Annotated in this window: 8 protein-coding genes; 2 read left to right on the top strand and 6 right to left on the bottom strand. The window is 69.7% G+C overall.

What is annotated here, in order from left to right; genetic code table 11:
- The 3 genes from GF068_RS09095 to GF068_RS09085 all read right to left on the bottom strand — a co-directional run bounded on the left by GF068_RS09095 (position 1) and on the right by GF068_RS09085 (position 6,258).
- On the bottom strand, positions 1 to 2,868 hold the full coding sequence (locus tag GF068_RS09095) for an efflux RND transporter permease subunit (protein ID WP_153818911.1): 2,868 nt from the start codon (positions 2,866 to 2,868) through the stop codon (positions 1 to 3).
- 156 nt (positions 2,869 to 3,024) lie between these two features.
- On the bottom strand, positions 3,025 to 4,437 hold the full coding sequence (locus tag GF068_RS09090) for a serine/threonine-protein kinase (protein ID WP_153818910.1): 1,413 nt from the start codon (positions 4,435 to 4,437) through the stop codon (positions 3,025 to 3,027).
- Between the two features lie 9 nt (positions 4,438 to 4,446).
- On the bottom strand, positions 4,447 to 6,258 hold the full coding sequence (locus GF068_RS09085) for a hypothetical protein (RefSeq protein ID WP_153818909.1): 1,812 nt from the start codon (positions 6,256 to 6,258) through the stop codon (positions 4,447 to 4,449).
- A 144-nt stretch (positions 6,259 to 6,402) separates the two neighbouring features.
- Between GF068_RS09085 and GF068_RS09080 the strand changes: the two genes are divergently transcribed.
- Positions 6,403 to 7,101 carry a hypothetical protein gene (locus GF068_RS09080; RefSeq protein WP_153818908.1) on the top strand — a complete coding sequence of 233 codons (699 nt, stop codon included), beginning with the start codon at positions 6,403 to 6,405 and terminating at the stop codon, positions 7,099 to 7,101.
- A gap of 407 nt (positions 7,102 to 7,508) precedes the next feature.
- Complete coding sequence (locus GF068_RS09075) at positions 7,509 to 8,300, top strand: hypothetical protein (RefSeq protein ID WP_153818907.1); 792 nt, start codon at positions 7,509 to 7,511, stop codon at positions 8,298 to 8,300.
- A gap of 24 nt (positions 8,301 to 8,324) precedes the next feature.
- On the opposite strand, the gene thpR is transcribed toward GF068_RS09075, so the two are convergent.
- The 3 genes from thpR to GF068_RS09060 are packed head-to-tail and all read right to left on the bottom strand — an operon-like array spanning position 8,325 to position 12,513.
- Positions 8,325 to 8,909, bottom strand: a complete 585-nt coding sequence (gene thpR / locus GF068_RS09070; RefSeq protein WP_153818906.1) for an RNA 2',3'-cyclic phosphodiesterase — start codon at positions 8,907 to 8,909, stop codon at positions 8,325 to 8,327.
- 56 nt (positions 8,910 to 8,965) lie between these two features.
- Positions 8,966 to 11,125, bottom strand: a complete 2,160-nt coding sequence (locus tag GF068_RS09065) for a glycoside hydrolase family 9 protein (protein ID WP_153818905.1) — start codon at positions 11,123 to 11,125, stop codon at positions 8,966 to 8,968.
- A gap of 26 nt (positions 11,126 to 11,151) precedes the next feature.
- Positions 11,152 to 12,513, bottom strand: coding sequence for a mandelate racemase/muconate lactonizing enzyme family protein (locus GF068_RS09060; RefSeq protein ID WP_153818904.1), 1,362 nt, complete (start codon positions 12,511 to 12,513; stop codon positions 11,152 to 11,154).
- Between the last annotated feature and the right edge of the window lie 53 nt (positions 12,514 to 12,566).

The following is a 12,566-nucleotide window of genomic DNA, read 5'->3' as shown; positions in this document are numbered from 1 at the left end:
TCAGGGAGGGCTCGTGCTCGTGTCGAGAACTGCGTCCGACGCCTCGGACGAGGGGACCTCGGCCGGTATTCTAGATCCATCGCCGTAGTAGCGCGTCTTGCGGGCGAAGAGGGGGATCACCAGCATGGTGGCGAGGGCGGCCGTGATCATCGCCGCCGCGGTCAGGCCTCCGACGTTCTGCAGGGGACGCGCGTCGCCGAGCGTCAACACGAAGAAGCCCGCGGCCACCATCAGGGCGTTCACCCAGATCGCGGGGCCCGTCTGCCGCGCGGCCGTCGTGGCCGACTCCGCCAGGGGGGACTTGTCCGGGGCGCTCCACGCGACCATCAGGTGCACCGCATAGTCCACTCCGGCCCCGATGATCAAGCTCGCCAGCATCGACGTCCCGATGTCGAGCCGCACCCCGACGAGGCCCATGCCGCCATAGATGACCGCCATCGTCAGCACGATGGGCAGGACGCCGAGCAGCCCGCTCCAGAACGACCGGAAGAGCGCCGTCATGATGACGAGCACGCAGCCGAGCGCGAAGAACAGGCTCTTCCACTGGTTCGACTCGACGCTCTTCGAAAGGCCCGCGTGCATCACCGGCAAGCCCGTCACCGACACGCCGAGCTTCTGCGCTTGATCCCCCGCGGCAGGCGGCAAGGCGAGGGAAGGGACGTCGAGATCCATCAACGCCGTCGCGATCGCCGCGTGGAGACGTTTGCCCTTCGCGCCCTCCGGCGCCGCGATCTTCGCCGCAGCGACGAGCTCCTTCGCCCGCACCATCGCCTCGCTGCGCCGCCAGATCTCCTCGAGGGGACGATCCACCGTGTCGGCGAGGTCGGTCACGAGCGTGTCGTCCGTGCTCTTGCCGAGCGCCTGGGCGATCGCCTCCGTGAGCTTCGCCGCCTCCGGGCGCGGGCCGAGCGCCGCGAGCGCGCGGGCGACCGCGTTGATCACCTCGGGCCCTTCGAGCTCCACGCTGCACTCCTCGGAGCCGAGGAACCGCACGAGCTCCGCCCGCGTGGGCTCGGCCGCGCCTTCCACGTTCCCCGCCCCGAGGCGCTCGCCGAGCGCCGCCTCGTCCGGCACGGAGACCCCGAATTGCCGACCGATCGCGGCGATCCGGCTCGTCACCAGCGTGCGCGCGCGTGAGGCGACCTCGTCCTTCCGGCCGCCGTTCGCCTCGGCCACCGTGTACGTCGCTGCGATCGCCGTGCTCGTCACGCCGCGGATCTGCTCGATGAGCGGCTCGGTCTCGGCGGCGAGGTTCGTGTCGAGCTTGATCTGCACGAGCGCCCGCTGCCGATCGTCCGTGACGAGCTGCGAGACCGCCTTTTTCCCCTCGAGGAAGCCGTAGAGCAGCTTCACCTTGGCCGCGCTGTCCGGGATGCGCCGGTCGCCTTCCATCGCCTCGTTGATCTGCGCGACCACGGCGCCCACGTGGTTCACCGAGCTCACGTGCGGCAGGACCGCGATACGATCGGCGAGGACACGCAGCTCGCGCAGCACGACCGGATCGGTCATGTCGCCCTCGACCTGGATCTGCAGGAAGAGCGAGCCGCCGAAATGGTCACGCAGGAACGTCTCGGCCTGATCGGGCGGGCTGTCCTTCGAGAAAAACGCCGCGTTGTCCATGCGGCTGTCGACCTTGCCGACGAAGATCCCGCTGGTGATCGCGAGCGCCGCGAGCACGGGCGCGACGACGAGGCGCCTCCGTTGCGGCAGCGTCGTCAGCCACACGTGGAAACGCGCCGGGCCCGCCGCCTCGGCCGGCTTCCCCTTCAGCCGCACGAGGTAAATCACCGCGGGCACGAACGTGAGCGAGAGGATGAGCGTGATCAGGATGCCGAGCGCCGTGAAAATGCCGAACGTGCGCAGCGGCGCGATGTCCATCAGCAGGAAGGACAAAAGGCCCACGAACGTCGTCAGGCCGCTGGCGAGCACCGGCGGTCCGATTTCGCAGAGCGTCCGCACGAGGGCCGCCGCCGGGTCCTTCTGCTCGTGCGCGGCCACGTAATAACGGCTCAGGATGTGCACGGCATACGCGCTGCCGAGGGCGAAGAGGATGACCGGTAGCGAACCGAGCACCACGTTCACCGACACGCCGAGCGCGCCCATGAGCCCGAGGGACATCACGATACCGAGGCCCGTGGAGAGGAGCGCGAGGCCGGCGCCGATGAAGTCGCGGAACGACAGCACCGTGATGAGCACGATCACCAGCACCGCCCAGGGCGCGAGCCTCCGCATGTCCTCCTGCGTGACGTCATAGATGTACGTCGATATGAACGGCGCGCCGCCCCAGTATTTTGCCTCGCGCGGAAATGCCTCCTCCACCGCCTCGCGGACCTTCGCCGCCACCACCTTCGGCTCGGCCCCGTAGCCCGCGAAACAATAAAGGAGCGTCGCCTTTCCGTCCGCCGAGATGAGGTTGCCCACCACGTGATCCCGCGAGAGCACCTTCTCGCGCAGGGCGGCCTGCTCCTCGGCCGTCTCCGGGATCTTGCCGACGAGGTAATCGGTCGTGATGCCGCCCTTCTGCGGATCCGCCGCGAAATCCTCCACGTTCGTGAGGGTCATCGCGTAGCCGATGCCGTCCGTCTCGTTGAGGCGCTTCGTCAGGGCGCGCAGGCGCGTCAAAAACTCCGGAGAGAGCGCGTCGTCCGTGCTGATTCCGACCAGCGCGACGTCGAGGCTGCCGAATCGCTTGCTCACGTCGTAGAAGACGCCGACCTCCGGGTTCTCCCGCGGCAGGAACGAAAGCACGTCGTCGTCGCGATCGACCCGAGACGCAAAAAAGAGGCTCGCGAGCGAGAGCAATACGACCGCGAGGACGATGGTCCACGCCGTCGCTCGACGAACGAGTAGATGTGCGAAGGCTTGCATCGAGGTGCTTCCTGGAGGCTTTTGGGCAGCGGCGGAGCAAACCCAAGCCAAAGGGGGATGTCAAGCGCGCAGACGTCCGAGACGTGCGCACCACGGGTGCCGGCGCGCGCTTGCTGCAATGCAGCGTGTTATCGCGCGGCTATCGTTATGCAAGCGTCAACGCGACGGAGGCGCGGCCGAGGGGGCCGCGGGCGCGTTTGGCTTCGAGGAGCGCCCCCCGGACAAACTGACGAACGCCAGCACCCCGACGAGCGCGAGGACGCCGAGCGTCAGGATCACGAAGCCGATCCACCGCCGCTCGGGCGGAGCCTGCGGCGCGGCCGGGAAGGGCTGCATCATGGCCTGGTTCTGCCCCGTCATGGCCTGCCAGCTCGGCGGCGGCGCCTGCGGCTGCGGGGGCTGCGGCTGCGGGGGCTGCGGCCCCCAGGACGACCTCTGCGCCTCGGACAAACGCGGCGGCGGCGCCTGGCCTTGCATGCCGGCGAAGCTCCCCTGCGGAGCGCTCCTCGGAGGCTCGGGCTGCGAGGGCGGGGCGGGCTGCGGATACGAGGGCGGCGGGCCCTCCCGCATCGGCGCCGGCGCGCCCGGCAGCGGCCCCGGATATGCCGCGAGCGGGATCGTCTTCGCGACCTTGTGTCCCGCCGAGGGCGGTCCATTCGCCCCGGGCCGGTAGACCATCGTGACCGCGAGCCCGCCTTCGTCCCCGTCGTCCGCGGGCGCCGGCCCGGCGCTCTGCGCCCTCTCGGTGATCGGCTCGAGCCGCGCCACGATCTCCGCCGCCGACGCGATCCGCGCTCGTTTGTCGCGCACGATGCAGCCGGCGACGATCTCGTCGAGCCCTGGATCGATCCCGGGAACGACGTCGCGCAGGCGCGGGATCGGGGCGGTGAGCACCGTGTTGATGAGGTCGGGGCCGCGGCCCGCGAAGGGGCGCTGTCCTGCGAAGAGCTCGAACATGAGCACGCCGTACGACCAGATGTCCGTGCGTGGATCGAGGTCCGGCGCGCCGGCGATCTGCTCGGGGCTCATGTACGCGGGCGAGCCGAGCAAACCCCCGGGTATGGTGAGCATCTCGTCGACGCCCATCGGCTTGCAGAGGCCAAAGTCGAGCACCTTCACGAGCTCGCCCGGGGCGCCCGCCTCGCGGTGCAGGAAGACGTTCGCGGGCTTGAGATCCCGATGGATGATGCCCTGCGCGTGCGCGGCGGCGAGGGCGCGGCCGATGTCGCGGGCGACGGGCAGGGCGCGCGCGGGGGCCATGCGGCCCTCGCGCTTCATGCAGGCGTACAGCGTGTCGCCCGAGAGGAGCTGCATGACGAGGAAGGGATCTTCCTCCGCGGTCTCGCCGACGTCGTAGACCTCGACCACGTTCCGATGCGCGATCTGCCCGGCCGCGCGGGCCTCGCGCAGGAGGCGGCGGCGCAGGTTGTCGGTCGCGTTCACGATGAGCTTCACCGCGACGCGGCGCGACGTCATCTCGTGCACGGCCTCCCAGACGACGCCCATCGCGCCCTGGCCGAGCCTGCGGGCGAGGCGGTACTTGCCGCCGATGAGGTCACCGGCCTTCATGCGAGACCGTCACTGTACCACCGCGGCCGCCTCCTCCGCACCTCCCTTGATCGGCCGCACGGTCCCGTCCGCGCCGATGCGGATCGCCTTGACGCCGCTCACCGCGTGCAGCAGCAGGATCGCCGCGTCGCCGCGCGGAAACAGGCGCATCGCGTGCAGCCGCCCCGCGCCGTTCACGTCCTGGCTCGCCTCGTCGTAGACCACCACGTCGGGCGCGGACGTGATCGCCGACGGGAGCGCGATCCGCGCGCGCACGCCCGCCTCCGGCGTCCTCCACACGACGAGCAGCGACGCGCCGAGCGAAGCCGCGAGCACGGTCGTCTCCTCGTTCACCGGCGGCGCCGGGCGCGACATCGGATCCCGAGCGCGGAAGAGATCGGCCTCCGCGACGACGACCGTCTCGCACGTCTCCTTCGTGCACCGCGCCTGCCGCACCTCGTGTGCCGCCTTCGCGCCGTCGCCCTTGCGCAGCACGAGCGTCACCGCCGCCGCGTCGTCGTCACACGTCACGATCTCCGAGACGACTGCGGCGCTCGGGGGCCTTCGTGGCTCTTCGGCGCGCACGAGCGGCGAGCCGCCGCGACGATCGCGGCGCGTCATCCACGTTGTGCCTCGGCCGTCCCTCGCGAGCAGCACGAGGCTCTTCGGCGCGTGGCACGCGGCGAGCTGCATGGCGTCGTGTGGCAGCGGGCCTGCGTCCTCGATCGGTCCGGGCGGGCCTGCCGAGGTGCCGAGGCGGCGCAGCAGGAGGTGGGGTTTGCCCGCGCGTGGCTCGATCCACGTGAGCGCGTCGCCGAGGACGAACACGCTCGAGAAGCGCACGCGCGGCGGCGGATCGATCCGCGCGTGACCGACGCGCCTCGTGCCCTCGCTCCGATCGAGCCAGAGCGCGCGCTCCTCGCCTCGTGGTCCGAGCTCCATCTCGACGACGCCCACGACCTCCTTCGCCGCCGAGAACCCGCCGACCACGTGGTACGCCTCCCCGAACGCCTGCCCGGTGTCGGCCCGGTAAAACGTCGTTCGTGCCGAGCTCCGATCGGCGACGAGCGCGGGCCCGTCGTCGTCGGCCGAGGGCCAGAGGTGCGGACGCGGCAGGCGGGCGCGCGGCGCGAGCGGCGTGCACGTGGCCGAGCCGAGCCCCGCGGGGAACACGCACGCCATGGGCGGCCCGCCGCGATCACCCCGGAACACGAGGCGCAGGGTTCGTCCGGGGACGGCGTCCGCGGAGTGATCCCCGAACGTGATCCGCTCGCCGAGGTTCGGCGCGTCGAGATCGACCGGCGACGCGGGCGCGGGGGGCAGCGGCACGTCCCTGGGACCGCCGTCCGGATCGGCCATGCTCCAGATCGACTCGAGCGGCAGGTCCGATCGCGCGAACATGTCCTGCGCTTTCTGGATCACGCGGGCCGCGAGATCCGGCGGCGGCGCGAGGGTGGCGCGGCCTCTGCGTCGCTCGGCGTCCGCGAGCGCCTCGGCGTGCGTGGCGCATCGGCCGGGCCACCCGGGGCCTTCTGCCGAGACGCGCTCCGGCGCGGGCAACGACACGGCCGTGAGCAAGATCCTCCGCAGCCGTCGCTCCGGCGTCTCGCCTGCCGCGGGCGTCTCGCCGAAGAGACAACGGAAGAGCGCTGCGCCCGCGCGCTTCGCGTCTCGTGACGCGGTCCATCGTGGCGCCCCGTAAAACGTGGCGAAGGTGCCTGCGCCGAGCACGAGGGCGCCGAGCGCGCCGAGCGTGAGCTTGCGCCGCCGGCCTGCCCCGCCCTCGGGTTTCGCTTCGGCTTTCGCCTGGCTGGCGTCGCCTTCGGGTTTGTCTTCGCTCACGGCTTATCGGCTTCTTTGGAAGAGACTATACGATCGGCGGGGGTCGAGGTGTCGTCCTCGTCGCGCCGATTGACCTCCGCCCTTTATTTGCAGTAATGGTGGGGCTCGCTTCCCCAAAAATCCCGCACCACCGAGAGGTCGATCATGACCGACCCCCGCATGGATCCCTACGAGGCCATCGCGTATGGCCGCTTCACTGCTGCGCAGATCAACACGCTCCTGCTCGGGCTCGATCACGAGCTCGACGGGACCTTGCGCCTCATGGCGGGCCGCGTGGCCGCGGCGAGCGACGCGCTCGAGGCGGCGCTGCTCCGCGCCGGCGTGCCGGAGCTCTACCTGCACCGGGCGCCCGAGGGTGAGCCCGATCCGGTCCTCGCGGCGCGCGAGACGCTGCGCGCGCTGGTCCACTATGCCGAGGCTTGCCGCGACGGGTTCATGATCGCGTCGCGCCTGCTCCAGGGAGAATCGCTCAGCACGGCGGTGCGGCGTACGCCGATGAAGCTGCTCTTGCGGCTGGAGCACGCGCTCGAGGCGATCGAGAAGATGAAGCACATGATGCCGGAGCACGCGAGCTGGTCCTCGCGTGTGGAGCAGACGCGCGCGGCGCTCGAGACGTTCGACGCGGAGGTGCACGCGGGCAGGTCGGAGCGCCGCTCGATGACGGCGGACGTGGCCGGGGCATGGAACGCGTGGCAACGAACGTATGCGTCGGCCAAACACGTGGTGCTCGGTTCGCTGGCCGGCATCGACAAGGTGCCGCTGATCCGGGAGGTGTTCGACGACCTCGCCGACGAGAGCCCGTCACGGCTGAGCCAGCTTCCGCAGGTGCCGTCGACGTATTGACAGTCGCGGCGGGGGAGCACCCGAAAGCAGCAAAAGCCACGAAATCAGCCATTCGCGCCCCCCGCGCCCCCACCTCTCCCGGAACAAAACCCCCGATCGACCCCCGCGCCCCCGCCGCGCCGTGACGATCCCCCCGATCGACCCCCACGACGCCGCCGCTTCCCGGACGAAAACAAAATCCGGACGCCGCGACGCCTCCGTTTTGTGTACGTAGCTACAAATCTGCCCCCGCGACGCCGCCGTTTTGGTGACGGAACCCCTCCCAGGCCGCCGCGATCGTGCTCCGTAACTTACGGAACGTGTCCGCGGCACGTCCGGACTGGACACCGACGGGCGCAAGCTCGTAAGCTCCCTCGCTCGATGTCCGCCTCGGGGAGGTCGGGCGCTTCACGTGAGGGAGGTCGTTCGTGGCGAAGAAGTCCAGGCAGGTCGATAACCGCATTCAATCGAGCGAGCATGTCGTTCATGCCGCGAAGACACACGCCGAGCAGGTCGCCGAGAGGCTCGCGGCGCGCGCGATCTCCGTGCAAGGCGTGAATACCATGGCGACGAAGGAGTTCTTTCACGTCCTCCTCGCCTTCTTGACCGATACCCTCGGCGCGTCGGCCCAATCCCTCGACGAGGCCGAGCACCGCGTCCTCGCCGAGCGCTCCGACGACGTCGGCCTGCGCGAGGAGCGTGATTCGGTCACCGCCGACCTCCTCCGCGCCGCCGTGCGCGTCAAATCGATGGTCTCGGACGCGCTCGGCCCGGAGGGGATCGCGACCTACAGCCTCGAAGGAGAGACACCACGCGCGCCCCGCGAGCTCGTGAGCCACGCCGAGAGCGTCTCGAACCTGATGATCAAAAAGCCGTTCCTCGTCACCGTCGAGGGCATCACCTTCGACAGCGCCGCAATGGCCCAGACGCTCGCCACGAAGGCGAGCATGCTCGACAAATCACTCGCCACCATGAAACGCGAGGAGCAGGAGCTCGCCGATCAGCTCGGCCTCCGCGAGCAACGAGTGTTCGCCTGGATCGAGGACCATCAAGGCATCGCCGACACCCTCGTCGGCCTCTTCCGCCTCGCCGGCCGAAAAGACCTCGCCGAGCGCGTCCGCCCGACGAGCCGCGCCCTCGCAGGCGAAGAGGTCACGCCGCCCGCCGAGGCGCCGCCGACGACGACGACGCCGACCAACGAAAACCCCTCCGGCGGCTGAGCCTCACCCACCCCGACGCCGCCCTCAATGCAAAGGCGGCGGCGCCCCCCCGAGCGGCAATCGCGTCACGGCCTCGTATCGCGCCCCCGCGGGCGAAAGCACGCTCTCGTAAAGCACGATCTCCCGCACGTCCACCTCGCCGAACGATTCTCCCGCGAGCGACCGCGCGGCCAGCACGAGCCCCGTGTCTCCGCCGAAGCCCGAGGCGCGCGCCAGGGTGAGGTGCGGCGAAAAGACGCGCTCCTCCGGCACGTACCCGACCTCCACGAGCGCCTCCGACAGCTCTTTTTGCACGAGCCCGAGCGCCGGCACGTCGCCCTCGACCCCGGCCCACAAAACCCTCGGCTTCCGCCCGCCGAAACACCCGGCGCCCTCGAATCGCAGCGTGAGCGGCGCGTGCCTCGCCGCGACGGCCTCCGCGTTCGCCACCACCGCGGGCACGAGCTCCTCCGCCACCGCGCCGAGGAACACGAGCGTCACGTGAATCCCCTCCGTCCGGACCCATTTGGCCCGCGGGGCGGACGTGCGCGCTCGGCTCACGGCCTCGGCGATCTTCGCCTGGCAGGTTTCGCTCGGATCCACGGCCAGAAAGAGGCGCCTCGATCGCATGGGACACGATCGTCGTCGCGCGGACGGCGCGGCTCGTCAAGGGGGAATGGCGGGGACTACTTCACGAATTTGGAGAGCAGCCGGATGTACGCGACCTGGTAGCCGTTCGAATTCTCGGTGACGGACCACGAGTTCAAGGGCCAGCTCGTGTTGAAGTCCTTGTACGACTTCTGCGCAGGTTGCCCCTTCGGCGGGTTGATCGCCTCCGACGCGCAGACGGCGTTGTTCTCGGCGCTGCCGCAATTGCCCGGGCAGCAGCCGTCCCAGTCGTAGCTCGGGTTCGGGCCGCCCGTCAAAAAGCCCGGGGCCGGGCCGTAGGTCGATGCGCCCACGCGATCCCATGACGCGCTGCCATTCTCGAACCACGCGTGGTAGAACTCGTTCGCGCTGTTCTCCGCGCCGTGGTCGTTCATGTTCGAGAGGTACACGAGCCCGAGCGGGTTCGTCCCGTGGAGGTAATGGATGTACCGCGCCGCCGCCCGCTCCGCGGCGGTGTTTTTCGCCGGGTCGATGCCATAGACGAGGATGTTCTCGTACATGTTGCCCTGGTGCGACTTCGTCCCGTTCGAGCCCCAGACGTAGTCCTTCATGTAAGCGCGGTACGGGTCGGCCCCGCTGTTGATCGCGCCGAAATTGTCGGCCCCGTCCATCGCGCCGTTGTACGTGTTGCGAATGGCGGTCACGACGTTCGTGGTCGCGCCCGGCACCTTCGTGTAATAAAGCAGCGCGTCCTGCTGCTCGGTCTCGAACGGGAAGGCGTAGTTCCACTGCATCAGGTGGATCTGCTGGTAATTGGCGTCGAAGAACTGGCGGTAGGTCGCCTTGCCCGTCGCGTGGAAGAGATAGGCGGCGGCCTCGATCTTCTTGCTCAGCCTTCCGTAATCGTTCGTCTCCTGCTGCCCCGCGCCGAGGCCCTGCGAGCCATTGCCGGCGTCGTTGTTCTGGAAGGTGACGTTCGGGTTCGCGTTCGCCCAGCTCCAGGCATTCTCGGCCCGCGCGACGAGGTCGTCCGCGTAGGCCGTGAACGAGCCGCCGAGCGAGCGCAACACGATCGAGCCATACGCGAAGGCCGCGGCCGCGCTCAGCGTCGCCGAGGTGCTCGGGGGGCCGTAGCGGCTCGGGCCCGTCGCGGCCGAGGGCGGGCTCGCGTGCGCGACGCCCACGATGCTCAGCACCGAGCCGTTCGTGGTTTGCATCTTGATGAGCCAGTCCATGCCGAACTTCACCTCGTCCACGACGTCGGGGATCCCGTTGCCCGACTCGGGGATCCCGTAATCGTCGGTGAAGGCGGCCTTGGCCTCGTCGTAGGCAAAGAGCAAGGTCGTCACGTACCTGGCGTGCCAGTTCGTGTACTTGTTGTAATCCCCCGCGTCGTACCAGCCGCCGGAGAGGTCCCGCTCGGCCCCCACGTCGTTCGGCGTGTTGTAGAGCCGGGCGTTCTTGTCCTGCCCCGGGCCCACGTGGCTCGCGCCGTCCGCCCAGCCCGCGCCCGCGTGCGCGGCCGTCTTCTCGTATCCGGCGCGCTGGTAGAAGAACGTGCGCACCGCGGCCTTCAGGACGTCACGATAGACGTTCGTCGCGATCCGGAACTCGTGCGAGCGCAGGTCGAGGCCCGTGTCGAGCACGTAATAGGTGCCGGGCGTCTGCACCGACGAGAAATCGAAATGCCAGGCGCGATCTCCCGACGAGGGGTCGACGCCGCCCTGGCCCCACACGACCGTGCTGCCCGTGAGCACGTGCTCGCCCGTGTCGGCATTCACGAGCGCGTACGCTCCCCCGGGCGAGAACGACTCCGCGGCGTCGAAGCCATTCTCGGGATCGCGGATGACCGCAATTTTCTCGCCGTTCGGCAAGTACCCGAATTGATCGACGACGATGTACGGGGTGACGGGTGGCTTCACCTGCATCATGCCGCCACCTGCGCCGCCACCACCGCCCGCGCCGCCCATTCCGCCGACGCCGCCGGATCCACCCATTCCGCCGACGCCGCCGCCGGATCCACCCATTCCGCCGACGCCGCCGCCGGATCCACCCATGCCGCCTGCGCCGCCGCCCGCGCCACCCATGCCGCCGGTCGCGCCCGCGCCGCCCATGCCGCCGGTCGCGCCCGCGCCGCCGCCGCCCGTATTCGAAGAGCTCGTGTTCCCGTCGCCCCCGCAGGCGGCGAGCACGACGAGCGAAAGTGCAGGAATCGAAGCCAAGAGGATATGTCTCATGAAGACCTCCGGGCCGCGATGCTACATCAAAATGGCGGCTCGGGAAGCGCGAATTCGGCGAGCGCGCTCCGGTCCTCGACCTCGCGCTTCTTGTTGCGCAGATACACCGCCTCGCGCCAGCCGTGATCGAGCACGGTCCAGGCGGCGAGGCTCGCCTTCGTGACGACGTCGATCCGCTTGCCGAAGCGGCCGATCACCTCCCAGTCGATCTCCACGCCGAGCCCCGGCTCGTCCGGGATGCGGATCCGGCCCGCGTCGTCCCGCGCGAATCCATGACGGAGGAACCGCGCCCATTGCGGCATCTGCCAGTAGAGGTCGTGAGGCAACTCGAAGAGGCCCCGCTCCGCCGGCGGGAGCAGGCCAAAGAGATGGAGGTTCACCGCGAACCCGAGCCCATTCGTCCAGGTGTGCGGCGAAAACCGGAGCGGCCGGTCCTCGTTCTTCTCGCGCGCGGCGTGGTTGCGCCGCCGGATCTCGCGCACGAGCCAGCGGACGACGCTCACGCCGCCGCCGTACGTGCCGCCCGCGAGCACGGCGTCGGGCTGGTAGACGTCGAGGCTCCCGGCGTCGAGCATCGACCGGAATTCGCGCCACGAGGGTGTCGCCTCGCCGCCCGCGATCGGGACCTTCGAGCGGCGACGGAGCCGCGCGAGCGCCTCGTGATCGGCTCGGTGGAGCGGCTCTTCGAGCCAGGAGATCCGATACGGCTCGATGTGTTCGAGGAAGCGGAGGGCAAAGTCCTCGTCCCAGCGCGGGCTCTTTTCGACGAGCTCCACCGGCCAGCCGAGGTTGGCGTCGACCATGAGCTCCATCGATTCCCCCGCCGCCTCACGCGCGGCGGCGACGACGGCGACCATCTTTTCGAGATCGTCGCTCTTCACCCGGATCTTGACGCCGGCATACCCCTCGCCCCGCCGCTCGGCGACGAGCCGCGCGACGACGGCCGGGTCGTGTTCGTGATTCGATCCGAGCGAGGCATAAGGCACGGCGAAGCCACCCTCGCCGCCGAGGACCCGGAAGAGCGGCTCGCGGCGGATCTTGCCGACGAGATCCCAGAACGCCGCGTCGATCCAGCCGTTCCGCATGCCGAGGATCGAGAACTCCTCGATTCGCTGGTTCACGAGCCGCATGTCGAGCGGGTTCAATCCGAGCAGGTACGCGCCGAGCAAGGCCCCGAGCGACTCGCGCTCGCGGCCCATCGCCGGGATCGCCGCGACGCCGTCGAGACCCGCGTCGGTCACGAGGCGGAGCAGGTAGAAGCGCAGGTCCGTCTGGTGGTAGCCGGGGATCCAGTTGGGCTCGAAGACGACGCGCTCGTCGAAGAAACCCGGCCGATCCCCGGAGAGCGGGATCTTGACGTAGTAGAGCTCGACTCGCTCGATCTTCATCGTGGGCTCCTGCCTTCAGGGACAACGGCGGCTGCCCTTCGTTTCCTACACTC

This window comes from Polyangium spumosum (assembly GCF_009649845.1).
Classification (GTDB): Bacteria; Myxococcota_A; Polyangia; order Polyangiales; family Polyangiaceae; genus Polyangium; species Polyangium spumosum.
This window is presented reverse-complemented; position numbering and strand designations above follow the sequence as displayed.